Consider the following 26,410-nt stretch of genomic DNA (forward strand, 5'->3'; position numbering starts at 1 on the left):
TTGAACGCAACCTGCTGGAGAGTGCCGAAATGGCCGTACAGAAAAGCCGAAAGACCCCGTCCCGCCGCGGCATGCGCCGCTCGCACGATGCATTGAAGGCACCGACCCTGTCCGAAGAGCGCGAGACCGGCGAGATCCATCGCCGCCATCATGTCAGCGCCGAAGGGTTCTACCGCGGTCGCCAGGTGATCGAGGTGGCCGAAGAGGTCGAGCTGGACGAAGACCAGGACTGAGACCGGCGGCCGGCGCGGCCCGTCCGCGCCGGCCCGGTCCGCTGTTGCGATGGCGCACCCCACCGGCTCGCCCCCCGAGCCCGGCGTCGTTCGTATTGCGCTGGACGCCATGGGCGCCGACTTCGAACCCGAAGCGGCGGTCCACGCGGCGTGTCGCGCGGTCGTCGACGATCCCCGCCTGGAACTCCGCGTGTTCGGCGATCCGGACGCGCTCGACGCGGCCGTGTGCGCGCTGCCGGACGAGGCACGTGCGCGGATCGAGCTGGCGCCGACCTCGTCGTTCGTGCCGATGGACGTCAGCCCGGCTCAGGCGCTGCGGCATGGCCGCGCCAGCAGCATGGCCGCCGCGCTGGGGTCCGTGGCCGAAGGGCGTGATGCGGCCGTGGTCAGCGCCGGCAGTACCGGCGCGCTGATGGCGCTGGGCCGAATCGCGCTGGGCATGCTGCCCGGGGTCGAGCGGCCGGCCCTGATGACGGCATTTCCGGTCCGCGAGGGTCGGGCCTGGGTGCTGGACCTCGGCGCCAACATCGGTGTCGATGCCGATCGCCTGCTCGAGTTCGCGCTGCTCGGCCGGGCCGCGGTGGGCGTGCTGCTGGGTCGGCGGCCGCGGGTCGGTCTGCTGAACATCGGCAAGGAACCGAGCAAGGGGCCGGACGTCATCCGCGAGGCCTCGCGACGGTTGGCCGCCCAGGCGGAGATCGATTTCGTCGGTTTCGTCGAAGGCCACGACGTGTTCGCCGGTCGGGCCGACGTGGTCGTCTGCGACGGGTTCGCGGGCAACATCCTGCTGAAGTCGGCCGAGGGCGCGATCGGCATGCTGCTGGCCGAACTGGCCGACGAGGCGCGTCGTCCGGTCCGCGGGCTCGGTCTGCGGCGGGCGCTCGGCGGCTTGCGCGAGCGCTACGATCCGGCGCTTCACAACGGGGCCTCGCTGCTGGGAATCAATGGTATCGTCATCAAGAGCCACGCCCACGCCAGCGTCGATGGACTGGCCAACGCGATCGGGCTGGCCGCGCTGGAAGTGCGCCGGGGACTGATCCCGGCCCTGGAACGTCAACTCTGGGCCGAGGCCTGACGGCGGCAAGGGAGATCGGACATGCATGCACGCATCATCGGCACCGGGCATTACCTGCCCGATCGGGTGCTGACCAACACCGACCTGGAAGAATTCGTCGACACCACCGACAGCTGGATCCAGGAACGGACCGGCATCCGCGAGCGCAGGATCGCGGCCGACGGCCAGACCACCGGCGATCTCGCCGAGCAGGCGGCCCGGCGCGCGCTGGAGGCCGCCGAGATCGATCCGGCGACGATCGATCTGCTGATCGTCGGCACGACCACGCCCGACGTGGTGTTTCCGTCCACTGCCTGTCTGATCCAGCAGCGCCTCGGGCTGGGCGAATGCGGCGCCTTCGACGTCAACGCGGCGTGCTCGGGCTTCATCTACGCGCTCTCGATCGCGACCCAGTACATCGAGGCCGGCACCGTCAAGCGCGCGCTGGTCATCGGCGCCGAGACCCTGAGCCGGCTGCTGGACTGGGACGATCGGGCAACCTGCGTGCTGTTCGGCGACGGCGCCGGCGCCGCGGTGCTCGAAGCCAGCGAGGAGGCGGGCGTGATGTCGACCCACATCCACGCCAACGGCAACTACGGCGATCTGCTCAAGGTCGACGTCGGCGTGTCGCGCGGGTTCACCGAGGGCCCGCGCGGCGGGCTGAAGATCCTGATGAAGGGCAACGAGGTCTTCAAGGTCGCGGTCAATACGCTCGGCCGGATCGTCGACGAGACGCTCGCCTACAACCAGCTCGACAAGCACGACCTGGACTGGCTGATTCCGCACCAGGCCAACCTGCGCATCATCAAGGCCACGGCGAAGAAGCTCGACATGCCCATGGACCGGGTGATCGTGACCGTCGACCGGCACGGCAACACCTCGGCGGCGTCGGTGCCGATGGCGCTGGACGAGGCGATCCGCTCCGGGCGAGTCAAGCGCGGCGACCTGATGCTGCTCGAGGCCTTCGGCGGCGGGTTCACGTGGGGCGCTTCGCTGATCCGGTACTGACCACACCCACCATCGCGACGGACCGCACCCAAAACAACCGCGGCCGCGCAACGAACACCATCGGGGTAGACACCAATGGACAACACCGCCATCCTCTTTCCGGGGCAGGGCTCGCAGTCGGTCGGCATGCTGACCGGCATGGACGAGTTCGAGGCCGTCATCCGCGCCACCTTCGACGAAGCCGGCGATGCGCTGGATCGCGATCTGACCGCGCTGGTCCGGGAAGGACCGGAACAGGATCTCAATCGGACCGAATGGACCCAGCCGGCGGTCCTGGCCGGCGATGTCGCGCTGTGGCGCATCTACGTCGAGCGCGGCGGTGAGGCGCCGCGTGCGATGGCCGGCCACAGCCTCGGTGAGTACGCCGCGCTGGTCGCGGCCGGCGCGCTGGATTTCCGGGACGCGATCCGGGTCGTCCACCTGCGGGGCCGGGCGATGCAGGCCGCCGTGGCCGAAGGCGAGGGCAGCATGGCTGCCGTGCTCGGCCTCGACGATGCCGAGGTCGAGCGGATCTGCGCCGAGACCACGCAAGGCGATTCGGTGGTCGTGGCGGCCAATTACAACGCGCCCGGCCAGGTCGTGATCGCCGGGGCCCGGAACGCGGTGGAACGGGCCGTGGCGGCCTGCAGCCAGGCCGGCGCGCGACGCGCGATGGTGTTGCCGGTCAGCGTGCCGTCGCACACGCCGCTGATGCAGCCGGCCACCGCGCCGCTGGCCGAGGCCCTGGCGGCGATCGAGGTCCGCTCTCCGGATTGCCCGGTGCTGCACAATCTCGACCGCCAGCCGCGCAGCGACCCGGACGCGATCCGGGCCGCGCTGGTCGACCAGCTGACCCATCCGGTCCACTGGACCGGTACCATACGCAGCCTGATCGATGACGGCGTCGAGCGATTCGTCGAATGCGGACCGGGGCGCGTCCTCAGCGGCCTCGGCAAGCGCATCGAGCGCACGGCCACCTGGCGGCCGCTCGACGACGTCGATGCACTGCGCGGCCTGGGCGCCGACGCCTGAACCGCAACGGACGGGAGCACGAACCACCATGGATGACCCAATGCAGTCCCTTCGCCTGGATGGCCAGGTGGCCCTGGTCACCGGCGCCAGCCGCGGCATCGGCGCGGCGATCGCCGACCGGCTGAAGGCGCTCGGCGCCGACGTGTTCGGCACCGCGACCAGCGAATCCGGCGCCGCCGGCATCGCCGAGCGTCTGGGCGACGGGCGCGGCCTGGTGCTCGACGTCAAGGACGGCGAGGCCATCGCTGAATGCATCGCGACGATCGGCGCCGCGGCTTCGGCGCCGACGGTGCTGGTCAACAATGCGGCCGTCACGCGCGACCAGCTGCTGATGAGGCTGAAGGACGAGGACTGGGCCGAAGTCATCGAAACCAACCTGACCGGCGCGATGCGGCTGGCCCGGGCCTGCCTGCGCGGCATGCTCAAGGCGCGGAGCGGTCGGATCATCGGCATTTCCTCGGTGGTCGGCTACAGCGGCAACCCCGGCCAGGCCAACTACGCGGCCGCCAAGGCGGGGCTGGCCGGCTTCTCCCGGGCGCTGGCCCAGGAAGTCGCGGCGCGCAACATCACCGTCAACGTCATCGCACCGGGCTTCATCGATACCGACATGACCCGGGCCCTCGACGAGGCCCAGCGCGACCGGCTGGCCGAGAGCATCCCGCTGGGCCGTCTGGGCTTGCCCGACGACATCGCCGCGGCGGTCGGCTGGCTGGCCTCGCCGTCGGCCGGCTACGTGACCGGGCAGACCCTGCACGTCAACGGCGGCATGTACATGACGTGATACCTCAAGAAAATCGTATAGAACATTGATTTAATTGATATAGTGAATCCGTGTCCGGGTTCGTTTCAACGCCGGGAGTCCGGTAAACTGGAAGGGGCGTTCATTGTCTCCTACAATGTGCGCGCTTTCTTCAATCCAAATGAGGAACTGACTGATGAGCAGCATTGAAGAACGAGTCAAGAAAATCGTCGTCGAGCAGCTGGGCGTGAAGGAAGAGGAAGTCACGCCGAGCGCTTCGTTCGTCGACGACCTGGGTGCCGACTCGCTCGACACGGTGGAGTTGGTGATGGCCCTGGAAGAGGAATTCGAGTGCGAGATTCCCGACGAGGAAGCCGAGAAGATCACCAGCGTCCAGCAGGCGATCGACTACGTCAAGTCGACGGTCGACAAGTAATCCACTTCGCCTGATCGACAGGCACGAACGGGGAGTTCGAGGGCATGCGAGGCAATCGTCGCGTCGTGGTCACCGGCCTGGGCTGTGTCAGCCCGGTCGGTAATGATGTGTCCTCGGCCTGGGACAGCGTCGTCAATGGCCGCAGCGGCATCGGGCCGCTGACCGAGATGGATCCGGCGGCGTTCGCCACCCGGATCGCCGGCGAGATCCGCGATCTCGATCTCGACCGGTACATGTCGAAGAAGGAAGCCCGCAAGACCGACACCTTCATCCACTACGGCATGGCCGCAGCGGTGCAGGCGGTCGAGGACGCGGGACTCCCCGAAACGCCCGAGGATCCGACCCGCTATGGCGTGGCCATCGGGTCGGGAATCGGCGGCATCAAGTCGATCGAGGAGACCTACCAGACCTACATCGATTCGGGTCCCCGACGCATCTCGCCGTTCTTCGTTCCGAGCTGCATCATCAACATGGTCGCCGGCCACCTGTCGATCCGCTACGGCTATCAGGGTCCGAACATCTCGATCGTCACCGCCTGCACCACGGCCACCCACAACATCGGCGACGCCGCGCGGATGATCGCCTATGGCGACGCCGACGTGATGGTGGCCGGCGGGGCGGAATTCGGCACCGTGCCGACGGCCATGGGCGGGTTCATCGCGGCCCGCGCGCTGTCGACCCGCAACGACGAACCGGAAAAGGCCAGCCGACCCTGGGACCGGGACCGCGACGGCTTCGTGCTCGGCAACGGCGCTGGCATCCTGGTGCTGGAGGAATACGAACACGCCAAGGCCCGCGGCGCCCGGATCTACGCCGAGCTCAAGGGCTACGGCATGTCGGGCGATGCCCACCACATCACCTCGCCGCCCGAGGGCGGTGAAGGTGCGGCCCGCTGCATGAACGCCGCGATCCGCGATGCCGGCCTGGCGCCCTCGGACGTCGATTACGTCAACGCGCACGGCACCTCGACCCCGCTCGGTGATCGGGCCGAACTGCAGGCCGTGCGTTCGACCTTCGGCGATCACATCGGCAAGGTCATGGTCAGTTCGACCAAGTCGATGACCGGCCACCTGCTCGGCGCCGCCGGCGGCGTGGAGGCGATCTTCACCGTACTGGCGCTGTACCACGGCGTGGTGCCGCCGACCATCAACCTCGATGAACCGGACGAGGACTTCGCCGGCGTCGACCTGGTCCCGCACACCGCGCGGGATGCCGATCTCCGTGTCGCCATCTCCAATTCCTTCGGCTTCGGGGGCACCAACGGGACGGTGCTGTTCTCCCGGCTGGAGTGATGGCCGAAGCCCTGGCCGGATCCGCGCCGGATCCGGTGGCTCTGCATCGAGCGAATCCGGACGCCTGGCCGTTCCTGCTCCACACCGCCAGCCCGGGTGCGCGCAGCACCTGCAGCCTGTTGCTGTTCGCCGATCCTGCGACGCCACCGATCACCGGCGGCGCCGATCGCCTGGCCGAACTCGAAGCGGCCTGGCAGCGCGAGCGTCGGGCGCAGCCCGACGACGAGGTCTTCGCCGGCGGCTGGTTCGTGTATCTCGGCTACGAAACCGCCGCTGCGATCGAACCGACGCTGAGCCTGCCCCGACCTTCGCCGGACCTTCCCGATGTCCACGCCCAGCGCTGTCGGGGCGCGCTGGTGCTGGATCATGCGGGCAATCGCGCCCGGTTGGTCGGCGAAACGCCGGAGGTGGTCGCCGAGATGCGCTCCCTGCTGGCCGACAAGCCGCCGGCCGACCCGTCGGCCCGGCCGCCCGAGCTGGCGATCGAGGTCGACGACGGCACGCGCTTCGAGGACGGCGTGCGCCGGATTCGCGAGTACATTCTGGCCGGCGACGTGTTCCAGGTGAACCTCTCGCGCGGCTGGCGGGCCCGGGCCGTCGAACGGCTGGATCCGGTCGCGCTGTATCGGCGCCTGGCCGAGGCCAATCCCGCGCCGTTCGCCGGCCTGGCGCGCCTGCCCGGCGGCAGCCTCCTGTCGTCATCGCCGGAGCGGCTGGTCGCCAGCCGCGACGGTCGGGTCGATACCCGACCGATCGCGGGTACGCGGCCGCGCGGCACCTCGCCGGGCCAGGACCGCGCGCTGTCGGACGAGTTGATCGCTCACCCGAAGGAGCGGGCCGAGCACGTCATGCTGATCGACCTGGAGCGTAACGATCTCGGCCGGGTCTGCGTGCCGGGCAGTGTCCGGGTCGACGAACTGATGGTCATCGAAAGCTACGCCCACGTGCATCACATCGTCTCCAACGTGACCGGTCGGCTGGCGCCGGACGCCTCGCCGGTGGACGTGATCCGGGCGGTGTTTCCCGGCGGCACGATCACCGGCTGTCCGAAGATCCGCTGCATGGAGATCATCGCCGAGCTCGAGCAGGTCGGACGGGGCGCCTACACCGGGTCGATGGGCTACCTGGGCCTGGACGGCCGGCTGGACCTGAACATCCTGATCCGCAGCATGTGGGTGACCGGCCCGGAGGTTCATTTCCGCACCGGCGCCGGCATCGTGGCCGATTCGATTCCGAGCGCCGAGCTGGCCGAGACCGAGGCCAAGGCGCGCGGCCTGCTGCGCGCGCTCGAACCATGAGCGCGATCCGGGTCAACGGACGCCCCAGCGATGTCGTGCCGGCCGACGACCGGGGCCTGCTCTACGGCGACGGGCTGTTCGAGACGGTGGCCTTTCACCACGGCCGCGCTCGGCTGTGGGCGCTGCACATGGATCGCCTGATGCGCGGCTGTGCGGCGCTGGACCTGCCGCTTCCGGATTCCGATCGGCTGCTCGACGACGGCCGCGCCGTGGCCGAAGGGCGGGCCCGCTGCGCGGTCCGCATCACCTGGACGCGCGGCCGCGGTGGGCGGGCCTACGTCCCGCCGGACCGGCCGCTGCCGACCTCGATCGTCATGCAGCGACCGCTGCCCGACGACCTCGACATGCAGCGTGAAGCCGGCATCGACCTGATCACGGTTCGCACCGAGCTGCCGTCGGGCGGCCCGCTGGGCGGCCTGAAGCATCTGAATCGTCTACCGCAGGTCCTGATCGGCGCGCAGTGCCGGGCCGCCGGCGTACCCGAAGCACTGGTCGTCGATCGGGACGGTTGCCTTGTCGAGGCGCTGACCGGCAACCTGGTCATCGAGCGCGACGGTCGGTTGATCGCGCCCGGTCCGCATCCCGCGGCGGTCGACGGGGTCGGGCTGGCGTGGCTGCGGGCCGCCGCAGGCGACGCGCTGGAGCAGGCCGGGTTCCGAACCGATCAGCTCCAGCCGGACGACGCGATCTGGGTGCTAAACTCGGTCGCGGGGATCCGGCCGGTGGCGCGTTTGGATGGCGCGGCCCGGCCGACGGGTCGAACGCTCCGGGCCTGGCAGCGGCGTTGGGCCGAGGATGTCGAAAATTGAATTTACTCGAGAAATGCGCCGCATTTTCCTGATTCTATTCGTTCTTGTACTGCTTTCCGGCCTGGTCGGGGGCGGTTGGGCGCTGCGCGAGTACCGGGCCTTCCTCGATCGTCCGCTGATCGAGCAGGGCACCGCCAGGATCTGGTTGCCCGCCGGCGGCACGCTGTCGACCGTGGTCGGCGATCTCGAGCGGCTCGGCCTGACCCGATCCGACTGGCGCTGGCGCTTGCTGGGCCGCCAGCAGGGCGTGGCACTGGCGGCCGGCGAGTATGCGGTCGACCCCGGTATGACACCGGCCGAGTGGCTGTCGAGGCTGGCCGACGGGCAGGTCGTCCGTCATCGCTTCACCATCATCGAAGGCTGGACCGTTGCGGAGCTGCGCGCGGCGCTGGCGCGCGATTCAAGGCTCCGGCGCGAGGCCGGAACACTTGCCGAAGAGACGCTGATGGCCCGGCTCGGCTGCGCCTGTCCGGCCGAAGGGCGGTTCCTGCCCGAAACCTACTTCTTCCAGCGCGGCGACAGCGATTTCGACCTGCTTTCGCGCTCGCACGCGGCCCTGAACGAGACGCTGGCCGCGGCCTGGCAGGAGCGCCGGGACGGCCTGCCGCTGGATTCGGCCGACGAGCTGCTGGTGCTGGCCTCGCTGATCGAGAAGGAGGCGAGGGTGGCCGCGGAGCGGTCGCGCGTGGCCGGCGTGTTCGTCCGTCGCCTCCAGCGCGGCATGCGGCTGCAGACCGACCCGACCGTGGTCTACGGGCTCGGGCCGGAGTTCGATGGCCGGATCCGCCGGGTCCACCTGCGCACCGATCATCCCTGGAACACCTACACCCGCCACGGCCTGCCGCCGACGCCGATCGCGCTGCCCGGCCGCGCCGCGCTCGACGCCGCTGCCCATCCGGCCGATGGCGATGCGCTGTATTTCGTCGCCAGAGGTGACGGCACCCACCACTTCTCCGCGACCCTGGCCGAGCACAACCGGGCCGTCGATCGCTACATCCGAGGACGCCGATGATGCCGTTGGAGCCGACCGCCAAAGGGGGACCGCGATGAGTCGCGGGCGATTGATCACGCTGGAAGGCGGCGAGGGCGCCGGCAAGACCACGGCGATCGACGCCGTCGTGCGCTGCCTGGAAGGTCACGGCCGCAGCGTCCACCGGACCCGCGAGCCAGGCGGCACCCCGGCGGCGGAGAAGATCCGCGGCCTGCTGCTCGATCCCGCAACCGGTGCACTGGATCCGCTGACCGAACTGCTGCTGATGTTCGCGGCCCGGCGCGAGAACGTGGTCGGATCGATCGAGCCGGCGCTGGCGGCCGGACAGGACGTCGTCTGTGACCGCTTCACCGAGGCCAGTCACGCCTACCAGGGCGGCGGGCGCGGGCTCGGTCCGGCGCCGGTCGAAGCACTCGGCGGACTGGTCCATCCGGACCTCGAGCCGGACCTGGTGCTCGTCCTCGACGTGCCGGTCGAGGTCGGCCTGGCCAGGATCCGCAAGCGCGGCGATGCCCCGGACCGGTTCGAGGGCGACCGCGTGGACTTCCTCGAACGGGTCCGTCGGACCTACCTCGAACGCGCCGCGGCGCGACCCGATCGCTTCGTCGTCATCGACGCCTCGCAAGCGCCCGACGCCGTCCGCGGCGCGGTGGTCCGGGCGGTCGAGAAGGCCCTGCTGCCGGGCGCGGAAGGCGCGCCGTGAGCGTGTTGCCCTGGCTCGACAGCGAGCGCGATGCGCTGAACGCGGCATTAACGGCCGATCGGCTCGGCCATGCACCGATGTTCACCGGCTCGGCCGGCGTCGGCAAGCGGGCGCTGGCCGACTGGCTGGTCGAACGGCTGCTGTGCCTGGATGTCACCGACGGCGAACCCTGCGGGGCCTGCGAATCCTGTCGCCTGCTGCCCGGCGGTACCCATCCCGATTTCTTCCGCCTGTCGCCGGAGCCGGACAAGAAGGAGATCCGGGTCGACCAGGTGCGCGAGTTCATCGAGTCGGTCACACTGACCGCCTCGCTGGGTGGCGCACGAGTCGGCCGCATCGATCCGGCCGACCGGATGAACCGCAACGCCGCCAACGCACTGCTCAAGACGCTGGAGGAGCCGGCCGACGGGGTCTGGCTGGTGCTGGTCACCGATCGACCCGACCGCCTGCCGGTGACCGTTCGCAGCCGCTGTCAGCTCCGGCCGGTGGCCGTGCCGCCGCGCGAGCTGGCCGAGCGCTGGCTGGCCGAGCGGCATTCTTCCGCCGATCCCGATCTGCGCACGCTGGCACTGGCGCTGGCCGACGGCGCGCCGCGGGTGGCCGACGGCTGGCTCGCCGACGACGGTCTGGCGCGTGGCCTGGCCATCCGCGATCACCTCGGCCGGTTGTTGCAGTCCGGCAGCGGCGGGGTGGAGCTGCCGGCCGAGTGGGTGGAATCGCCCGAGGTCGCCTGGCCGTGGCTGGCCCGCTGGACGGCGGCCTGGATGAAGCGGGCCAGGATCGGTCGCGCAGACGGCCTCGGACCCTCGGCGGTCAGCGATGATCCAACGCTGTTCGATCGGCTCGAGGCGCTGTGGCAGGACGCGTTGCAGGGCCGCAACCTGGCCTCCGATCCGATCCGCCACGACTGGCTGATGCTTGAGTGGCTGGCCCGCTGGCGCGCGCTGGCCGGCCAGCTGCCGGTCGCCGAGTGATCCGGCCCGCTTCGGGGCACTCCGGGCGACGGCGGCCGCCGGGGATCGCGTTCGGGCAGGGGCGCTGCCGGCGAGCCACCGTTCCGGGCCGGCCGGTCGTTCGCCGATTCGGTTAGACTCGACACCAACAGGGACCACGCGCGAGGCCGTCATGGCACAGAAGGGCATTCTTTCCTGCAGCATCGACGACAAGCAGGAACTCTATCGCTGCTACATGCCGTTCCTGCAGGGCGGCGGTCTGTTCATTCCCAGCCGCAAGCGATTCCGGCTCGGGGACGAGGTGCTGGTGCTGCTGACCCTGATGGACGAGGAACGGATGGCCATTCCCGGTCGCGTCGCCTGGCTGTCGGCCCAGTCCGGCGCGCAGCCGAACGCCGGCGTCGGCGTGCAGTTCCTCGATACCGCCGAAGGCGAGCAGGCGCAGAGCCGGATCGCGTCCGAACTGGCCGGCATGCTCGACTCGGATCGCCCGACCCAGACCATGTGATCGCGTGGGACGCTCGTCCGAAACGCCCGATCCCGCCATCGAAACCGATCCGCCCCGCCCATTGGCCGACCGGCTGCGGCCGACGAGCGTCGATGAAGTCGTCGGCCAGGACCACCTGCTCGACGAACACGGACCGCTGAAGCGGATGCTGGCCACCGGCCGGGTCCAGTCGCTGGTCTTCTGGGGCCCGCCGGGCACCGGCAAGACCACCCTGGCGCGCCTGCTGGCCGGCGTCGGCGGGCTGCATTTCGAACAGATCTCGGCGATCTTCTCCGGCGTGGCCGACCTGAAGAAGGTCTTCGCCGCGGCGCGTGAGCGTCGGTCGCAGGGGCAGGGTACGCTGCTGTTCGTCGACGAGATCCACCGCTTCAACCGGACTCAGCAGGACAGCTTCCTGCCGGTGGTCGAGGACGGCAGCATCGTGCTGGTCGGCGCCACCACCGAGAACCCGTCGTTCGAGCTCAATGCCGCGCTGCTCTCGCGGCTCAAGGTGCTGGTGCTCGAGCGGCTCGATCGCAAGGCGCTGGCCACGCTGCTGGCGCGCGCCGAGCGGCACCTCGGGCACACCCTGCCGCTCGAGGAGGACGCGCGCGAACTGCTGCTGGAACTCGCCGACGGGGACGGTCGATACCTGATCAACCTGATCGAGACCGTGGTCGAGCTGGCCGACCCCGAGCCCGCGATGGAACGCAATGCGCTGCTGCGGCTGGTCCAGCGGCGCGCGGCCGCGCACGACAAGGACCGCGATGCCCACTACAACCTGATTTCGGCGCTGCACAAATCGCTGCGCGCCTCCGACGTCGACGCCGGCCTGTACTGGCTGGCCCGGATCCTGGTCGGCGGCGAGGATCCGCGCTATGTGACCCGGCGGCTGGTCCGGTTCGCTTCCGAGGACATCGGCCTGGCCGATCCGCAGGCCCTGACCCAGGCGCTGGCGGCGCGCGAGGCCTACGACCAGCTCGGCTCGCCGGAAGGCGAACTGGCGATCGCCCAGGCCGTGGTCTACCTGGCCACCGCGCCGAAGTCGAATGCGCTGTACCGGGCACTGGGTCGGGCCACGAAATCGGCCAGGCGCTACGGCGGCCTGCCGCCGCCGGCGCACGTTCTCAATGCGCCGACCGCGCTGATGAAGGACCTGGGCTACGGCAAGGACTACGCCTACGATCACGACACCGCCGAAGGCTTTGCCGGTCAGAGCGGCTTTCCCGAGGCGATGCGCCGCGAGCAGTACTACCGGCCGGTCGAGCGCGGTTTCGAGCGCGACATCCAGCGCAGGCTGGCCTACTGGGAGCGGCTGAGACGTCGCGGCGGCGGCGAGCGTTGATCGGCCCGAAGCCGATGGAAAACGATGGCCTCGACCCCCATTCGGATCGTCGTAGGACGGCGAGGTGATGCATGGAATTCAAGGACTACTATTCGACCATGGGCGTGAGCCCGGACGCCGGGGCCGACGCCATCAAGAAGGCCTATCGGCGACTGGCGCGCAAGTACCATCCGGACGTGTCCGACGAGCCGGATGCCGAAGCGCGCTTCAAGGAACTGGGCGAAGCCTACGAGGTGCTGCGCGATCCTGAAAAGCGCGAGGCCTACGACCAGCTGCGGCGCGGCGGCCATCGCCCGGGCGAATCGTTCCGGCCGCCGCCGGACTGGTCCAGCGCGGGTTTCGAGTTCCGCGATGGCGGCGGCTTCCACGCCGAGGACCTCGGTGGCTTCAGCGACTTCTTCGAGAGCCTGTTCGGCAGCGCCCGCCGGGCGCGTCCGGAAGCACCCCGCGGGCGCGACCTGCGGGCCCGGATCGACATCGATCTCGAGACCGCGTTCGCCGGCGGCTCCCGCCGGATCAGCCTGGGCGGTGATCGGGCGCGCAGTCTCGACGTGCGGATTCCGGCCGGCGTGACCGAGGGCAAGCGCATCCGCCTGGCCGGCAAGGGCGAACCCGGTCCGCCGGGCGCGCCGCCCGGCGACCTGTACCTCGACGTTCACCTGCAGCCGCACCGGACCTTCGAGGTCGACGAACGCGACGTCCAGCTGGTGCTGCCGATCGCGCCGTGGGAAGCGGCGCTGGGCGCGGCGATCGAAGTGCCGACGCTGGCCGGGCGCGTGGCGATGAAGATTCCGCCGGGCGCGGCGTCCGGGCAGCGCCTGCGGCTGCGCGGCCGGGGATTGCCCGGTTCGCCGCCCGGCGACCAGTACGTGACCCTGAAGATCGTCGCGCCGCCCGCCACCGAAGACACCCGGCCGCTCTACGAGCAGCTTCGAGCCGCCAGCGCGTTCGATCCGCGCGCCGACCTGGAGGACCCCGCATGAGTTCGAACGATTCCCGCAACGATCCGCCCGGCGCCCCGGTCCGGGCACTGGACCCGTCGGAACGGACGCCGTTGGACCTGGACAGCTTCTGTGTGGTCCTCGAACTGCACGAGGAAACGGTCTGCGAGTGGGTCGATGAAGGCCTGCTGCGTCCGCACGGCCGAGCCCGGCGCGACTGGGCCTTCCCGCCCGAGCAGCTCGACCGGGCCCGCCGTGCGCTGCGCCTGCAGCACGACCTGGGCCTGAACACCGCGTCACTGCCGCTGGTCATGGACCTGCTCGGCGAAGTGCAGCGCCTGCGTCGCCGCGTGCGCCAGCTCGAAGACCGGTTCTTCGAGTGAGCGCCGGACGGCGTTCGCTGCGCGGACGACGACACCGGGAGCGCCGACGTTGAGCCAGGATCCGCAGGCCCGGCTGATCCTGGAGGGTTCGCCGTTCCGGGTCCTGGTCCGGATGGCCGTGCCGGCCGTGGCCGTGATGCTGATGTTCGGCCTGAACTCGGTGATGGACGCCGTCTACATCGGCCAGTTGATCGGCGAGCAGGCGCTGGCCGGCGTTTCGTTGGCCTTTCCGATCACCCAGCTCACACTCGGGCTCGGCTCCCTGGGTGGCATCGGCGGCGGCGTGCTGCTGTCGATCGCGATCGGACGCGGTGATTCGGACCTGCTGCGGCGCTTGCCGGGCACCTGTGTCGGCATCGCCGCGCTGCTCGCCGCCGGCTACGGCGTGCTCGGCGTCGGCCTGGCCGAGACGCTGGTTCGCGGCATGGGCGCGACCGGCCCGCTGGAGCCGATCGCGGCCAGCTATCTGCGCGCGCATGCCTGGGGCGGGATCGCCTCGATCGCCGGCTTGACCCTGAACATGCTGTTGCGCGGCGAGGGCAAGATGGCGCTGGCGGCCCTGTACATGGGCCTCGGGTTGGTCGCCAACCTGGTCCTGACCCCGCTGTTCATCGCGGTGTTCGACTGGGGGGTGGCCGGCGCGGCCTGGGCGACCAACCTCGGTGCGCTGCTCGGCGGCTTGCTGGTCTGGCTCCGCTTCGCCCGCGGCCGGGCCAGCTACCCGGTCGACGCGCGCTACGTCGGGGTCGGGCGGGCGCTGGCCGGCCGGATCGCACGACTCGGCGTGCCGGCGATGATTTCTTCGTCGATGGGGCTGGTCCAGGCCGCGGTCGTGTTCAATGTCCTGTCACGGATCGGCAACGAGCAGGACATCGCGTTCTTCGGTGCGGCCTGGCGGGTGCTGATGTTCCTGCTGACACCGCTGTTCGGCCTGATGCGCGCGTTCCAGCCCGTCGCCGGCATCAACTACGGGGCCGGACGCTGGGATCGGGTGCGCCTGCACTACTGGGTGTTCGTCGCCGCCGGCCTGGTCCTGGTCCTGCCGATCTGGGCGCTGCTGAACCTGTTCCCGGCCGAGGCGCTGGCGATCATGCTGCCCGAGGTGGTGTTCTCGGACCGGGACCTGCACCACTTCCGGGTCCTGATGGTCGTGCTGCCGGCCCTGCCGATCGTGTTCACCGCGCTCAGCCTGCTGCCGGCGGTCGAGCGCCCGGGGCTGGCGACCGGCGTGTCGGTGGCCCGGCAGCTGGTGTTGTACGTGCCGGTCATGCTGCTGCTGCCTCGCTGGGTCGGGATTCCGGGCGTCTACTACGGCGCCACCGCGATCGACCTGCTGTGTGCGGTTTGGCTGCTGCTGATCGTGTTGACGGTCTTCCGGCGCGGTCCGTCCGGGCCGGGCGGCGGTGGGCCGTCGATCGGCCCGACCGACCCCTGGCGGGCCGGTGCGCCGGTCCGCGGCTGATCCGACGACCCGCACCACCGGCAGCCGACCCGCCAACCGGCACCGGCAGGGTCGTTCGTCCAGTCCCAGCGCCCGGCGCGCCGCGCCGCCCAGGTCGGCGAGCGTCAGCGTGCCCATGCCACCGCCTCCTCGGAATATGCATCGGCATCGTCGATCGGGCGGGCGCGTACGATCAAGCGAAACGGCGTGCCCGGCCGGTGGCCGTCGAGGGGATAACAGGTCAGCAGGCTCAGCAGCGGTCCGGGCGCGTCGAGATCGATGGCCGTGGTCCGGCTGTCGACGATCCGGCGATCGATCACCTCCCAGTCGCGTGCCCGGCCGACGGCCGGTTGCAGCGACAGCCGCTGGCCCGGCGCCAGGTCGCCGAGAAATCTGAAGTGGGTGTCACGGTGGCCGGCGATGACGCGATGGCCCCGCTCGCCGGCGGTCGTTCCGGGCCCCCAGGCGAGCTTGGGCAGCTCGATCCCGTCGAGCACCAGTCGGTCGATGTCCAGCGCCGGGACGACCAGCCGCGCAACCGGCCGGGCCCGTGCGCCCGGCCAGGGCGGCTCGGCCGCGCGCTGCTGCTCGAGCGCAGCGGCGAAGGACCGGGCCATCAGGTGCTGGCCGAGCCAGCCCTTGACGTGGATCCAGCCCCCGTGTCCGATCAGGGCCAGCCCGCCGAGCAGGACCAGGCACGCCAGCATTCCCGTCGATCGCCGGTCCACGGCCTGACGCATCGTTCGACGCATCGCCTCCTTCCTCGGCCCACGCATGCCCCCGCTCATCGACCGACCGTCGCCGCGTGCGGGCGCTGCAGTCGGGGTGCGACGAGCAGCAGGCCGGCCATCAGCAACGCGACCAGGCCGGCGGCCATCGCGCGTGCCGCCGAGGTCGCGGTCTGCGGCAGGCCCAGCGTTCGGCCATGCGGTCGGTCGTGACCGGTTCCGGCCGCGCGCAGCGCAGCTTCGGCCGAGCGGCCCGGGGTGCGGTCGACGGCGACCAGGCTGGTCACCGGGCTGAGCACCTGGTAGCGCAGCGCCACGTCCAGCGCATGGGCCCGCAGGCCGTCGGCGTCGGCATCGTCGCGAGCGAAGTCCAGCACGCCGGCGACCTTCTGGCGGGCCCACTCCCGGGCCACGCCCGAGGCAGGATGGAATCGGTCCAGCGGCCAGCGCTGTCGAACCGGCTCGCCGGCGCGTTCGGCCATCAGCTCTACGGCCTGCCCGTGCAGTGCCGACAGCGGGGCGTCGAGTCGGGTCAGCACCATCAGCGGCTCGCCGGCATAGAGATCGGGCAGCAGCACCGGCCAGGCCTCGTCGGGCACCGGCCAGTCCAGCGCAAGCCGCTCCAGCGCCGGGCGCTCGAGCTGGTCCATCAGCTCGGTCACGTTCCTGGCCAGCTGGCCCGGATCGTGGAGCAGCGTGTGGGTTCCGCGGCCGTGGCGGGCCAGTGCCCGCAGGAACGGGGCGTTGACGCCGTGACCGATGCCGATCGCGAACAGCCGGCTGTCGCCCAGATCGCGTCGGACCCGGTCGAGTACCGCCTGCTCGCCGGCAATCGCCCCGTCGGTGGCGAACACGACCTGGCGAAGCCGTCCGTCGGCGGGTGGGTCGGCCAGCGCCAGGCGCAGGGCCTCGTCCATCTCGGTGCCCCGGTCGGCGCGCAGCCCGTCGATGAAGCGATGGCCTTCGGCCAGCGTCGTCGGGCCGACCGGTTTCGGTGCGTCGAACAGCGGCATGGCGCGGTCGTTGAAGGCGATGACGTTGAAGCGGTCGCCGGGCTGGAGGCGCTCCAGCGCGGCGTGCAGCGCACTGCGCGCCTGCTCGATCGCCGCACCCTGCATCGATCCGGAGGCATCGATCACCAGGACAAGTTCCCGGCGCCGCTGCACCGGCGTCCAGGCGGCCGGTGGCACCAGCATCAGCAGGGCATGGGCTCGACCGTCGAATTCCTCGACGTAGAACGCGCCGGTCAGTCGCTCGCGTTCCATCAGCGTCCACTCCAGTTCGAAGTCTCGATCGACGACCGGCGCAGGCTCATCGAGCCGGATCGTCCAGCCACCGTGCCGATCCGGCGCCAGGTCCACTGCATGGTGCAGGCTGTCGAGCGTGGCCAGTTCGGGGCCCGGGCGAAGTTCGATCGACAGCGTCAGCGGATTGACCGGATGTTCGGTGTAACGGGGTCCTGCGGGCAGATCGGGTTCGATCGGCCCGAACGTCGACGCCGGGTCGGCGATCCGCCGGGCATAGCGCGGCAGCAGGGTCATCGGCAGCCGCAGCGTGAACCGCCCGTGTCGGTAGTCGACCCGGTGGCCGAAGCCGATCTCCACGGTGACCTGTTCGCCCGGACCGATATTGGCCACGTCGGTCGTGAACAGCCCCGGACGCTGCTGCTCGACCAGGCCGGCGGTCCGGCCCTCGGCCCGCGCCGATTCGAAGGTGGCCCGCGCCGCTGCGCGGGCCTGGATCTCGCCCTCGATGCGACGGTCGCCGATCTCGATCGCCAGGCGGTCGACCGCAGCGCCGTCGGGCAGCGGGAACTGATAACGCCCTTCGACCCAGTCCGCGCTCGGGTTGCCGAATCGATGGCGGATGGTGGTCCGCGCCAGCAGCCCGGTCACTTCGGTCCGGACCTCGGTCGACAGCGCCAGCGCCGGCACCACGCCGTTTGCCGTGTCGAGCAGCAACCGGGCGGTGGAATCGCTCGACGTGGCGTGTGCGTAGGCGATCGACAGAAAGGCCGACAGGACCAGCGCAAGGACTGCGGCGCGGGGACGATGCGAGCCGCCGGGCGGCAATGCGAACGGGCAGTGGGTCATGAGAGGAGCTCGATTGAACCGGACGTCCATTCCAGCCGCTCGTCCGGGACGTGAGCGGGGCGCTTTCGGGCGATTCGACGACGGAATGTGGCAGAAATCGGGCAGTGTGGCCGGCGCCTCCGCAGCGCGACCGCGTTCCGGTACGCTTGGCGTCATGCCGCAACGAATCGCCGTGGTCGAAGACGAAGCCGCGCTCCGGGAGAACTACCGGGACGCGCTGGCGCGCCTCGGCTACCGGGTCGAGACCCACGCCGACCGGGCCTCGGCCCAGGCCGCCTTCGAGCGCTCGCTGCCGGACCTGGTCATCATCGACATCGGGCTGCGCGACGAACCCGAGGGCGGCTTCGAACTCTGCCGATACCTGCGCGCGCGCAGCCGTCGACTGCCGGTGCTGTTCCTGACCGCCCGCGACAGCGAGCTCGATGCCGTTTCGGGACTGCGGCTCGGCGCCGACGACTACCTGACCAAGGACATCAGCCTGCCGCACCTGGCCGCGCGCGTCGCGGCCCTGTTCCGGCGAGCGGGTCTGAGCGCGGCCGATGACGACGAGAGCGGTCCGGTCCGGCTCGGCCTGCTGAGCCTGGACGTCGACCGGCTGCGCGCGGCCTGGCGATCCACCGCGGTCGAACTGACCGTGACGGAGTTCTGGATCGTCCACGCGCTCGCCCGTCGGCCCGGACACGTCAAGACCCGCGGCCAGCTGATGGATGCCGCCAACCTGGTCGTCGACGAGGCGACCATGACCTCCCACGTCAAACGGATCCGGCGCAAGTTCGAGGCGCTGGACCCCGGGTTCGAGGCCATCGACACCGTGCACGGCGCAGGCTACCGCTGGCGCGAACCGGAATGAGACTGCGCGGCCAGCTGGTGCTCGCCGCGCTGATCGTGGCGCTGCTGCCGGTCACCGCGGTGCTGTTCCTGAACCCGATCGAACGCCTGTTGCGCGCAGGTCACGAACAGGCCGTCGGGGCCGCGGCGCGGGCCGCGGCCGGCCTGCTGGCCGCCGATGCGCCGATCGTCGACGGCCCGGTCGCCCGTGACGTCCCGGTGCTGTATCTGCACCCGGGGCTCGGCACCAGGATCGTCGACGGGTACGCCGACGACTGGCTGCCGGCGATCGATCGGGTCGTGACGCTGGACGGCCGTCGGGCCGGCTCGGCCCCGGCTGCGGCGCTGGAATCGCATCCCGCGCCGGTGCGGCTGGCCGCGATCCGGGATGGCCGGACGCTGGAGCTGTTCCTGCGCGTGGCCGACGCCAGCCCGCGCTTCGCCCAGGACGGCGCCCGGCCCGGCGATGCACTGACGCTCGAACTGACCGACGGGGACGGGCAGCGTCGTTTCGAACTGGCACCCACCGCGCCGGGCCCGCTGGCCCTGCGCGATCGCTACGGGCGGCTGCTGCGGGCGCACTGGCAGGATCGGCCGGACGGCTGGAGCCTGGAGCTGCGGGTGCCGATCGACCGGCCGCTGACGGCGGTCTCGGTCGCAGTGACCGACCGCGGCGGCGACGGCCGCGAACCGACCCGACACGACAGCGGCCCGATGCGGCCGGTGGGTCGCGATCCGGAAGCCCAGCTGCGCCTCGACCGGCTTGCGGTCGGCGCGGCCTGGTGGCTGGACCGGGCCGGTTGGGTCCGCGCCCATGCCCGCGGACCGACGTCCGGAAGCCTCGCGCCGACCGCGACGGGCGACAGCGGCGTGCTGGACTTCCTGATGGCCGCGCGCCTCGACCCGATCGAGGCCTGGTCCGATCGCAGCGCCCGGCTCGACGCCGACTGGTTGAGCGCGGTCGTCGACGGCGCGGAGGCCGCGGCCTGGGGGCGGGTCGGTCCCGAACGGGCGATTCGCCTGCGCTACGCGGTCCCGGTCGGTGAGCAGGGCGTACTGGTGCTGGAACGCGACGCCGGCCCGCTGTTGCTGCTGGCCAACCGGGCCGTGCTGTCCTGGCTCGGCGCCAGCCTGGCGGTATTCATGCTCATCGCGCTGCTGCTGTTCGGGTTCGTGCTTGTGCTTGCGCTCCGGATCCGGCGGCTGCGCAACGCCGCCGAGCGCGCGGTCGGCGACACCGGCCGGCTCGATGAGCTTCCGGCAGCCTCGACCGCTCGCGACGAACTCGGTGATCTCTCGCGCGGACTGCGCGACGTACTGCAGCGCCTGCGCGAACACCAGCGCTACCTGCAGTCGCTGGCCGACTCGCTGGCCCACGAACTGCGCACACCGGTGAGCATGGTGCAGTCCTCGCTGGACAACCTGCACGACGCCGGCGAAGACGAGCGGGCCGTGTACCTGCAGCGCGCGGAGCAGGGCGCGCAGCGACTGCGCTCGATCGTGCGCGCGATGAGCCAGGCCGCCCGGCTCGAGGAAAGCCTCGAGCGCGAGGCCCTGCGGCCGATGGACCTGGCCGGCCTGATCGGCGACTACGCGGCCGCGCGTGCGGCCGCCGAGCCGGACCATCGGCTCGAAGCCGAGCTCGGCGGCCTCGCGCGGGCGCCGATCGACGGGGCCGAGGACCTGCTGGCCCAGCTGCTCGACAAGGTCGTCGACAACGCGGTGGCGTTCACCCCCAGCGGCGGCCGGATCGTCCTGCGCCTGGCCGCCGACGGGCCCTGCTGGCGCCTGGAAATCGAGAACCAGGGGCCGTCGATCGACCTCGACCGCGCGGCGACCGTGTTCGATTCGATGGTCACCTTCCGCAACGGCGCACGGGCCGGCGACGATGCGCCGCACCTGGGCCTGGGCCTGTACGTGGCGCGCTGCATCGTGCGGTTCCACGGCGGCCGGATCGCGGCTCGCCCGGTGCCCGGCGGCACCGTCATCGAGATCGAACTACCCGCGCGGCACGCGACGATGGGCGAAGCGTGAGGCACGTTCGGTCAGCGCCTGGAGACCGCGCTGGGCGAAGCCGGGGTGATCGGGCAGGGCGTCGACCGCGGCCAGCGAGCGGTACTCGAGGTCCGGGTCCAGCGCCAGCTCGTCGAGCTCGACGCTGAACGGCGGTCCCTCCATCGCCGACGGGACGTATTCCAGCGTGATCAACAGGCCGCGCCCGTCCGAAGCCAGCCGTTCGGCCAGGTGCGCACGGTAGGCCGGTCGCCGCTCGCCCGGAAGCGCGATCATCGCGGCTCGATCGAAGATCAGCGGAAACCTCTCTCCCGGGTCGAAGGCCAGGAAATCGCCGATGCACAGCGTGATCGGACCGGACCGCAGTGCGTCCAGGCCGCCGTAGCGTGCCGGCTGCGGCGTGTGGCCACGCTCGTCGAAGAAGGCCCGAACCGCGGCCTCGGACAACTCCACGCCGACCACCGGGTGGCCGCGATCGGCCAGCCAGTCCAGGTCGAGGCTCTTGCCGCACAGGGGCACCAGCACCGGTTCGCTGGCGCTCGGAGCCAGCGCAGGCCAGTACCGCTCGAGCATGGGGTGGACTCGGTGTCGGTGGAAGCCGATCTCGTTTCGCGCCCAGCGCTCGTGCCAGAACTCATGATCCATCGGCAGGCGCTGATCAGGCCAGCACGGTCACCGCGACCGACGTGAAGTGGCTGATGCTGCCGGCCAGCACGAACAGGTGCCAGATGCCGTGGGCGTGAGGAATCCGCTCGTTGTGATAGAAGATCGTGCCGGCGGTGTAGAGCACGCCACCGGTCAGCAACCAGGCCAGCGCAGCCGGCTGCAGCGCCTGGACCAGCGGCACGAACGCGACCAGCGCCAACCAGCCCATGCCGATGTAGGTGGCGGTGGAGACCGCCTTGTAGCGTCCGGTGAAGAACAGCTTGAACACGATGCCGAACACCGCAAGCCCCCACACCACGCCGAACAGCGACCAGCCCCACGGCCCGTTCAGTGCCGCCAGCGTGAACGGAGTATAGGTGCCGGCGATCAGCAGGAAGATCGCGCAGTGATCCAGGATCTTCAGCCGCCGCTTGACCTCGGGGTGTCGGGCGGCGTGGTACAGCGTCGATGCGCTGTAGAGCAACACCAGGCTGGCGACGAAGATCGACACGCTGATGACCTCGCGCGCGCCCGCATGGACCGCGGCCAGGGTGATCAACACCGCGCCGCCGCCGATGCTCAGCAGCACGCCGACGCCGTGGGTCAGCGCGTTGACGATTTCTTCGGCGTGGTTGTATTCCGGGCTCGAGGAATGCATGGGGCTCCTGCGTGCGGTGGCCAACACGTCGACAGCATACCTCGCCGGTATGGCGGGCGGATGGCTGCCCGGTTTCAGTGTCCCTGCACGCGGAGTTGGTATCGTGACCGACGAACTCTCACCCGAGCCAAGCCATGAGCCAGTCTTCCACGCCGCCGATCGTTCCGATTCTCCGCGACACCCTGGCCAACGACGACTTCCGCCGCACCGTGATCACCGGTGCGAAGTGCCAGGTGGTCCTGATGACGCTGCAGCCCGGCGAAGAGATCGGCGCGGAAGTGCATGACGACCACGACCAGGTCCTGATCTTCGCCGAAGGTCGCGGCGAAGCCGTGCTCGACGGCCGGGCCCGGGAAGTGGGCGCCAACGACCTGGTGTTCGTGCATGCCGGCGTCGAACACAACTTCATCAACACCGGCGATCGTGCCCTGAAGCTCTACACGTTGTACGCACCGCCGGAGCACGCCGAAGGCACCCGCCACGCGACCCGCGCAGACGCCGCCGAGCACGACCACTGACCGGGGTTCAGCGGCTCGCGTCGAGCGCCTCGAGCAGCCGATCGAGCAGGCCCGATGCACCGATCCGGAACCGCTCGGGGCTCGGCCAGTCGGGGCCCATACGCTGCTCTGCCAGGGCCAGGTAGGCCGACGCCGCATCGATGGTGCGGATGCCGCCGGAGACCTTCAGGCCGCAGGGCGCTCGCCGCGCTGAAATTCGCTGCAGCAGTCGTCCGGCGGCCTCCGGGCTTGCCCCCGGATGGTCGACGCCGGTCGAGGTCTTGAGAAAATCCGCGCCGTGGTCGAGCGCCAGGTCGGCCGCCCGATCGAGCTGTCTGCCCGTCAGTGCCCCGGTCTCGAGGATCACCTTCAAGGTCGCCCCCGAGCTCCGCTTCCGGGCACCGTCCAGCAGGGCGGCCGCCTGTTCGATCCGGCCGGCGACGAGGTCACGCCAGGGCAGGACCAGGTCGATCTCGTCGGCGCCGTCGGCCAGCGACCGCTCGATTCCGGCGAATACGGCGTCGACGGGCCGGTCGCCGCCTGGAAAGTTGGCCACGGTGGCGACCCGGACGGTGCCGGACAGCCCGTGTCGGTCGAGGGTGCGGGCGGCAAGTTCGACGAAAGCGGGCAGGATGCAGACCGCCGCAGGCGCGCCGTGGCGCGACGCTGCCGTTGCGCAGAACGCGGCGACCGAATCGGCGTCGTCGTCGGGCGCCAGCCGGGTCAGGTCGAGGCGGCCGAGCAGGGCGCGCAGTCGATCAGGGCACATCCAGGTCGTCTCCGTAGACATGCTCGGCGCCGTCCATGAACTCCTGGTAGTCCTCGACCCGTTCGGCGGCCAGGTCGGTGCGGTAGAAGCGGGCGACGTGGTAGACCGCGTCCCCCTCGTTGACCAGCGGCAGGTTCGACCGGCCGATGATCAGGCCGCTGAACGGCGCCACCACTTCCTGCTCGCGGTCGCCGAACGGATCGGAGACCACGCCGAGCACGCTCTGATCGCGGATCACGCGTTCGCCGAGCTGCATCCGGGCGCGGAACAGGCCGCTCTGCGGTGCGCGGACCCAGCTGCTGGAGCGAGCGACGTGCGGCTCCGGCGGCGGCTTGCGGCCCGAGATCGGCAGCATGTCGAGGGCCTCCATCACGCGGAGAATGCCATTGACTCCGCCGCGGATCGAGAACTCGTCGAAGCGCAGCGCCTCGCCGGCTTCGTAGAGCAGGATCGGGATGTCGCGCTCGGCCGCCGCGGCGCGCAGCGAGCCGTCGCGGATGGCCGCATTCAGGATCACCGGCGTGCCGAAGGCCCGGGCCAGGCGCAGGGTCTCCGGGTCGTCGAGGTCGGCCCGGATCTGCGGCAGGTTCGCCCGGTGCACCGCGCCGGTGTGCAGGTCGATGCCGTGGCTGGACTGACACACGATCTCGGTCATGAACAGATGGGCCACGCGCGAGGCCAGCGAGCCGCGCTCGGAGCCCGGGAAGACCCGGTTCAGATCGCGCCGGTCGGGCAGGTAGCGGCTCGACTGGATGAACCCGTGCAGGTTGACGATCGGCACGCCGATCAGCGTCCCGCGCAGCCGCTTGAGCACCGGCAGGCGCAGCAGTCGCCGGAGGATCTCGACGCCGTTGAGTTCGTCCCCGTGGATCGCTGCGCTGACGAACAGCACCGGCCCGGCCTTGCGTCCGCAGACCACCTGGACCGGCATGGTCGTCGGCATGTGGCTGTAGAGCCGGCCCATGTCGAGGTCGATGCCGGTCCGGCTGCCGGGCTCTACGGTGATGCCGCCGATCGTGATCGACGCATTGCGCTGGCGTTTCCTGCGGGTGGCGGACGAGGAGGGCATCGGGACGGGCTTCGGCGAAGTCGAGCGGTCAAGGCTACACCGCGCGCCGGGCGCGCGGTGGTCGGTGCCGGCTCGCGTCGAGCGATCAGTCGGGCCGGAACTGCTCTGCGTCCAGCGCCATCAGCGTCGCGCCGCCGGCGCGGACCTTCGCATCCAGGCCCAGCGTTTCGGGCAGCATCCGGGCGAAGAAGAAGCGCGCCGTGGCCAGCTTGGCTTCGAGAAAGGCCGGCCGGCCCCGCCCGGCGGCCAGCGCGCGCCGCGCCGCGAAGGCCTGGCCGGTCCAGCTGAACGCCAGCGCGGTCAGCGCGAACAGGCGCAGGTAATCCGACGACGCCGCGCCGGCCTCGAGCGGGTCGCGGGTCATTTCACCGTACAGCCACTTGCTGGTGGCCTGGAGCCGCTCCAGCGACTCGGCCAGCGGCGTGGCGAACTCGCTCATGCCCTCCTCGTCGCCGATCGAGTCGAGCAGCCCGGCGGCGTGCTGGAAGAACGCAGCGAGGGTCCGGCCCTGGTGGGCGACCAGCTTGCGGCCGACCAGGTCGAGCGCCTGCACGCCGTTGGTGCCCTCGTAGATCTGGGTGATCCGGACATCGCGCACGAACTGCTCGACGCCGGTGTCGACGATATAGCCCGCGCCACCGTGGACCTGCATCGCGAGGTTGGCGACGTCGCTGCCGATGTCGGTGAAGCAGGCCTTGATGATCGGGGTCATCAGTGCGACCCAGTGACCGGCGTTCTCGCGCACCTCGGCGTCGGCGTGATGATGCTCGAGCTCCAGCTGCACGCCGGTGTACAGGCCAAGCGCCCGGGCACCTTCGACCGAGGCCCTGCCGATCATCAGCATCCGGCGCACGTCGGGATGGACGATGATCGGGTCGGCCGGCTTGTCGGGGTGTCGGGCGCCGTCGAGCGAGCGACCCTGCAGGCGCTCGAGCGCAAAGCGCTGGGCGTTCTGCAGCGCCACGTCGGCCATGCCCAGGCCCTGGATGCCGGTGACCAGGCGGGCCGCGTTCATCATCGTGAACATGGCCGCAAGGCCCCGGTGCTGTTCACCGACCAGTTCACCGATCGCGCCGTCATACTGCATTTCGCAGGTGGCCGAGGCCTTCATGCCCATCTTGTGGTCCAGGCCCATGCAGCGAACGCCGTTGCGCTCGCCGAGCGAACCGTCCTCGCCGACGTGGAACTTGGGCACCACGAACAGGCTGATCCCGCGCGTGCCGGCCGGCGCGTCGGGCAGGCGGGCCAGGACCAGGTGGACGATGTTCTCGCACAGGTCGTGCTCGCCGGCCGAGATCCAGATCTTGGTGCCGGTGATCCGGTAGCGGCCGTCGTCGGTCGGTTCGGCCCGGGTCCGGATCAGCCCGAGATCGGTGCCGCACTGCGGCTCGGTCAGGTTCATCGTGCCGCTCCATCGTCCTTCGACCATCGGCGGCAGGAAGCGGCGTTTCTGGTCGTCGGTGCCATAGGCGTGGAGGACTTCGTAGGCGCCGTGGGTCAGGCCGGGGTAGGCGGAAAACGACGGGTTGGCCGCGTTGATCATTTCCGACAGCGCCAGCCCGAGGAAACTCGGCAGGCCCTGCCCGCCGTAGTCGGGATCGGTGGTCAGGCCGGTCCAGCCGTTTTCGATGTACTGCTTGTAGGCCGCGCCGAACCCTTCCGGCAGCGTGACGCAGTGATCCTGGTAGCGGCAGCCTTCGATGTCGCCGACGGCGTTGATCGGCTGCAGCACCTCCTGGGCCAGCCGGGCGGCTTCGTCCAGCACGGCATCGATGAGGTCGGAACTGGCCTCGGCCATTGAAGGAAGCGAGCGGCACGGCTCCAGGTCGAGGTATTCGTGATACAGGAAACGGAAGTCTTCGAGCGGGGCGGAATAGGTCGGCATGGGGTCTCCGGAATCGTAGTGGAACGCGTTCGTTCGCAGGCCGAGGATGGACATACGGTGGCGTATGGCCGGAGAAGGCTAGCACAGTCCTCGGGCCGCAG

27 protein-coding genes are annotated in these 26,410 nt (G+C 70.5%); 20 read left to right on the forward strand and 7 right to left on the reverse strand.

Features of this window, described 5'->3' with window-relative positions; all coding sequences use genetic code 11:
* Positions 1-29: 29 nt before the first annotated feature.
* From rpmF to HFP89_RS04850, 17 genes are all read left to right on the forward strand, one after another.
* Positions 30-233 (forward strand): 50S ribosomal protein L32, encoded by a 204-nt coding sequence (gene rpmF, locus HFP89_RS04770; RefSeq protein WP_168716504.1) that lies wholly within the window; start codon positions 30-32, stop codon positions 231-233.
* 49 nt (positions 234-282) lie between these two features.
* The gene (gene plsX, locus HFP89_RS04775; protein ID WP_168716505.1) at positions 283-1,308 is read left to right on the forward strand and encodes a phosphate acyltransferase PlsX; all 1,026 of its coding nucleotides are present in this window, start codon (positions 283-285) and stop codon (positions 1,306-1,308) included.
* Positions 1,309-1,329: 21 nt separating this feature from the next.
* Positions 1,330-2,295 carry a beta-ketoacyl-ACP synthase III gene (locus HFP89_RS04780; RefSeq protein WP_168716506.1) on the forward strand — a complete coding sequence of 322 codons (966 nt, stop codon included), beginning with the start codon at positions 1,330-1,332 and terminating at the stop codon, positions 2,293-2,295.
* Positions 2,296-2,370: 75 nt separating this feature from the next.
* A complete protein-coding gene (gene fabD / locus HFP89_RS04785; protein WP_168716507.1) occupies positions 2,371-3,306 on the forward strand; it encodes an ACP S-malonyltransferase in 936 nt (311 codons plus the stop codon).
* Positions 3,307-3,346: 40 nt separating this feature from the next.
* Complete coding sequence (fabG, locus tag HFP89_RS04790; protein ID WP_168716508.1) at positions 3,347-4,087, forward strand: 3-oxoacyl-ACP reductase FabG; 741 nt, start codon at positions 3,347-3,349, stop codon at positions 4,085-4,087.
* 154 nt (positions 4,088-4,241) lie between these two features.
* Positions 4,242-4,481 carry an acyl carrier protein gene (gene acpP / locus HFP89_RS04795; protein ID WP_168716509.1) on the forward strand — a complete coding sequence of 80 codons (240 nt, stop codon included), beginning with the start codon at positions 4,242-4,244 and terminating at the stop codon, positions 4,479-4,481.
* Between the two features lie 44 nt (positions 4,482-4,525).
* Positions 4,526-5,773 (forward strand): beta-ketoacyl-ACP synthase II, encoded by a 1,248-nt coding sequence (gene fabF / locus HFP89_RS04800; RefSeq protein ID WP_168716510.1) that lies wholly within the window; start codon positions 4,526-4,528, stop codon positions 5,771-5,773.
* Positions 5,773-7,071 (forward strand): aminodeoxychorismate synthase component I, encoded by a 1,299-nt coding sequence (locus HFP89_RS04805; protein WP_168716511.1) that lies wholly within the window; start codon positions 5,773-5,775, stop codon positions 7,069-7,071. The genes fabF and HFP89_RS04805 overlap by 1 nt, the downstream gene beginning before the upstream one ends.
* Positions 7,068-7,880, forward strand: coding sequence for an aminotransferase class IV (locus HFP89_RS04810; protein ID WP_168716512.1), 813 nt, complete (start codon positions 7,068-7,070; stop codon positions 7,878-7,880). Before HFP89_RS04805 ends, HFP89_RS04810 begins: the two co-directional genes overlap by 4 nt.
* 13 nt (positions 7,881-7,893) lie before the next feature.
* Positions 7,894-8,892 (forward strand): endolytic transglycosylase MltG, encoded by a 999-nt coding sequence (gene mltG, locus HFP89_RS04815; protein ID WP_168716513.1) that lies wholly within the window; start codon positions 7,894-7,896, stop codon positions 8,890-8,892.
* Between the two features lie 34 nt (positions 8,893-8,926).
* Complete coding sequence (tmk, locus tag HFP89_RS04820) at positions 8,927-9,574, forward strand: dTMP kinase (protein WP_168716514.1); 648 nt, start codon at positions 8,927-8,929, stop codon at positions 9,572-9,574.
* Entirely contained in the window at positions 9,571-10,548 is a 978-nt protein-coding gene (holB, locus tag HFP89_RS04825) for a DNA polymerase III subunit delta' (RefSeq protein WP_168716515.1), read from the forward strand. The genes tmk and holB overlap by 4 nt, the downstream gene beginning before the upstream one ends.
* 151 nt (positions 10,549-10,699) lie before the next feature.
* On the forward strand, positions 10,700-11,035 hold the full coding sequence (locus HFP89_RS04830; RefSeq protein ID WP_168716516.1) for a PilZ domain-containing protein: 336 nt from the start codon (positions 10,700-10,702) through the stop codon (positions 11,033-11,035).
* Between the two features lie 4 nt (positions 11,036-11,039).
* Positions 11,040-12,359, forward strand: coding sequence for a replication-associated recombination protein A (locus HFP89_RS04835; protein ID WP_168716517.1), 1,320 nt, complete (start codon positions 11,040-11,042; stop codon positions 12,357-12,359).
* A gap of 71 nt (positions 12,360-12,430) precedes the next feature.
* Entirely contained in the window at positions 12,431-13,342 is a 912-nt protein-coding gene (locus tag HFP89_RS04840) for a DnaJ C-terminal domain-containing protein (protein ID WP_168716518.1), read from the forward strand.
* Entirely contained in the window at positions 13,339-13,683 is a 345-nt protein-coding gene (locus HFP89_RS04845; RefSeq protein ID WP_168716519.1) for a chaperone modulator CbpM, read from the forward strand. Before HFP89_RS04840 ends, HFP89_RS04845 begins: the two co-directional genes overlap by 4 nt.
* Before the next feature lie 49 nt (positions 13,684-13,732).
* Positions 13,733-15,145 (forward strand): MATE family efflux transporter, encoded by a 1,413-nt coding sequence (locus tag HFP89_RS04850; protein WP_168716520.1) that lies wholly within the window; start codon positions 13,733-13,735, stop codon positions 15,143-15,145.
* A 104-nt stretch (positions 15,146-15,249) separates the two neighbouring features.
* Here HFP89_RS04850 and HFP89_RS04855 read toward each other — a convergent pair whose 3' ends face one another.
* Both HFP89_RS04855 and HFP89_RS04860 read right to left on the reverse strand, forming a co-directional pair.
* Positions 15,250-15,876, reverse strand: a complete 627-nt coding sequence (locus HFP89_RS04855; protein WP_168716521.1) for a sortase — start codon at positions 15,874-15,876, stop codon at positions 15,250-15,252.
* Positions 15,877-15,908: 32 nt separating this feature from the next.
* Entirely contained in the window at positions 15,909-17,945 is a 2,037-nt protein-coding gene (locus HFP89_RS04860) for a marine proteobacterial sortase target protein (RefSeq protein ID WP_168716522.1), read from the reverse strand.
* A gap of 154 nt (positions 17,946-18,099) precedes the next feature.
* Here HFP89_RS04860 and pdsR point away from each other — a divergent pair, with 154 nt between their 5' ends.
* The gene (gene pdsR / locus HFP89_RS04865) at positions 18,100-18,795 is read left to right on the forward strand and encodes a proteobacterial dedicated sortase system response regulator (protein WP_168716523.1); all 696 of its coding nucleotides are present in this window, start codon (positions 18,100-18,102) and stop codon (positions 18,793-18,795) included.
* Positions 18,792-20,807, forward strand: coding sequence for an ATP-binding protein (locus HFP89_RS04870; protein ID WP_168716524.1), 2,016 nt, complete (start codon positions 18,792-18,794; stop codon positions 20,805-20,807). Before pdsR ends, HFP89_RS04870 begins: the two co-directional genes overlap by 4 nt.
* Here HFP89_RS04870 and HFP89_RS04875 read toward each other — a convergent pair.
* Positions 20,772-21,431, reverse strand: a complete 660-nt coding sequence (locus tag HFP89_RS04875; RefSeq protein ID WP_168716525.1) for a thiopurine S-methyltransferase — start codon at positions 21,429-21,431, stop codon at positions 20,772-20,774. The genes HFP89_RS04870 and HFP89_RS04875 overlap by 36 nt on opposite strands.
* 13 nt (positions 21,432-21,444) lie before the next feature.
* A complete protein-coding gene (locus HFP89_RS04880) occupies positions 21,445-22,089 on the reverse strand; it encodes a hemolysin III family protein (protein ID WP_168716526.1) in 645 nt (214 codons plus the stop codon).
* A 134-nt stretch (positions 22,090-22,223) separates the two neighbouring features.
* Here HFP89_RS04880 and HFP89_RS04885 point away from each other — a divergent pair, with 134 nt between their 5' ends.
* On the forward strand, positions 22,224-22,607 hold the full coding sequence (locus tag HFP89_RS04885) for a cupin domain-containing protein (protein WP_168716527.1): 384 nt from the start codon (positions 22,224-22,226) through the stop codon (positions 22,605-22,607).
* Between the two features lie 7 nt (positions 22,608-22,614).
* On the opposite strand, the gene deoC is transcribed toward HFP89_RS04885, so the two are convergent.
* The 3 genes from deoC to HFP89_RS04900 form a co-directional block, all read right to left on the reverse strand.
* Positions 22,615-23,355 carry a deoxyribose-phosphate aldolase gene (gene deoC, locus HFP89_RS04890; protein ID WP_168716528.1) on the reverse strand — a complete coding sequence of 247 codons (741 nt, stop codon included), beginning with the start codon at positions 23,353-23,355 and terminating at the stop codon, positions 22,615-22,617.
* Positions 23,345-24,424, reverse strand: coding sequence for a succinylglutamate desuccinylase/aspartoacylase family protein (locus HFP89_RS04895; RefSeq protein ID WP_168716529.1), 1,080 nt, complete (start codon positions 24,422-24,424; stop codon positions 23,345-23,347). The genes deoC and HFP89_RS04895 overlap by 11 nt, the downstream gene beginning before the upstream one ends.
* Before the next feature lie 85 nt (positions 24,425-24,509).
* Positions 24,510-26,309 (reverse strand): acyl-CoA dehydrogenase C-terminal domain-containing protein, encoded by a 1,800-nt coding sequence (locus HFP89_RS04900; RefSeq protein ID WP_168716530.1) that lies wholly within the window; start codon positions 26,307-26,309, stop codon positions 24,510-24,512.
* Positions 26,310-26,410 lie beyond the last annotated feature (101 nt).

The sequence above is a fragment of the Wenzhouxiangella sp. XN79A genome (assembly GCF_012272825.1).
Taxonomy (GTDB): Bacteria; Pseudomonadota; Gammaproteobacteria; order Xanthomonadales; family Wenzhouxiangellaceae.

Bases quoted from the DNA above. Each gene is read 5' to 3' on its own strand.
- rpmF (WP_168716504.1), top strand. From the start codon at position 30: ATGGCCGTACAGAAAAGCCGAAAGACCCCGTCCCGCCGCGGCATGCGC.
- plsX (WP_168716505.1), top strand. From the start codon at position 283: ATGGCGCACCCCACCGGCTCGCCCCCCGAGCCCGGCGTCGTTCGTATT.
- HFP89_RS04780 (WP_168716506.1), top strand. From the start codon at position 1,330: ATGCATGCACGCATCATCGGCACCGGGCATTACCTGCCCGATCGGGTG.
- fabD (WP_168716507.1), top strand. From the start codon at position 2,371: ATGGACAACACCGCCATCCTCTTTCCGGGGCAGGGCTCGCAGTCGGTC.
- fabG (WP_168716508.1), top strand. From the start codon at position 3,347: ATGCAGTCCCTTCGCCTGGATGGCCAGGTGGCCCTGGTCACCGGCGCC.
- acpP (WP_168716509.1), top strand. From the start codon at position 4,242: ATGAGCAGCATTGAAGAACGAGTCAAGAAAATCGTCGTCGAGCAGCTG.
- fabF (WP_168716510.1), top strand. From the start codon at position 4,526: ATGCGAGGCAATCGTCGCGTCGTGGTCACCGGCCTGGGCTGTGTCAGC.
- HFP89_RS04805 (WP_168716511.1), top strand. From the start codon at position 5,773: ATGGCCGAAGCCCTGGCCGGATCCGCGCCGGATCCGGTGGCTCTGCAT.
- HFP89_RS04810 (WP_168716512.1), top strand. From the start codon at position 7,068: ATGAGCGCGATCCGGGTCAACGGACGCCCCAGCGATGTCGTGCCGGCC.
- mltG (WP_168716513.1), top strand. From the start codon at position 7,894: ATGCGCCGCATTTTCCTGATTCTATTCGTTCTTGTACTGCTTTCCGGC.
- tmk (WP_168716514.1), top strand. From the start codon at position 8,927: ATGAGTCGCGGGCGATTGATCACGCTGGAAGGCGGCGAGGGCGCCGGC.
- HFP89_RS04830 (WP_168716516.1), top strand. From the start codon at position 10,700: ATGGCACAGAAGGGCATTCTTTCCTGCAGCATCGACGACAAGCAGGAA.
- HFP89_RS04840 (WP_168716518.1), top strand. From the start codon at position 12,431: ATGGAATTCAAGGACTACTATTCGACCATGGGCGTGAGCCCGGACGCC.
- HFP89_RS04845 (WP_168716519.1), top strand. From the start codon at position 13,339: ATGAGTTCGAACGATTCCCGCAACGATCCGCCCGGCGCCCCGGTCCGG.
- HFP89_RS04855 (WP_168716521.1), bottom strand. From the start codon at position 15,876: ATGCGTCGAACGATGCGTCAGGCCGTGGACCGGCGATCGACGGGAATG.
- HFP89_RS04860 (WP_168716522.1), bottom strand. From the start codon at position 17,945: ATGACCCACTGCCCGTTCGCATTGCCGCCCGGCGGCTCGCATCGTCCC.
- pdsR (WP_168716523.1), top strand. From the start codon at position 18,100: ATGCCGCAACGAATCGCCGTGGTCGAAGACGAAGCCGCGCTCCGGGAG.
- HFP89_RS04870 (WP_168716524.1), top strand. From the start codon at position 18,792: ATGAGACTGCGCGGCCAGCTGGTGCTCGCCGCGCTGATCGTGGCGCTG.
- HFP89_RS04875 (WP_168716525.1), bottom strand. From the start codon at position 21,431: ATGGATCATGAGTTCTGGCACGAGCGCTGGGCGCGAAACGAGATCGGC.
- HFP89_RS04880 (WP_168716526.1), bottom strand. From the start codon at position 22,089: ATGCATTCCTCGAGCCCGGAATACAACCACGCCGAAGAAATCGTCAAC.
- HFP89_RS04885 (WP_168716527.1), top strand. From the start codon at position 22,224: ATGAGCCAGTCTTCCACGCCGCCGATCGTTCCGATTCTCCGCGACACC.
- deoC (WP_168716528.1), bottom strand. From the start codon at position 23,355: ATGTGCCCTGATCGACTGCGCGCCCTGCTCGGCCGCCTCGACCTGACC.
- HFP89_RS04895 (WP_168716529.1), bottom strand. From the start codon at position 24,424: ATGCCCTCCTCGTCCGCCACCCGCAGGAAACGCCAGCGCAATGCGTCG.
- HFP89_RS04900 (WP_168716530.1), bottom strand. From the start codon at position 26,309: ATGCCGACCTATTCCGCCCCGCTCGAAGACTTCCGTTTCCTGTATCAC.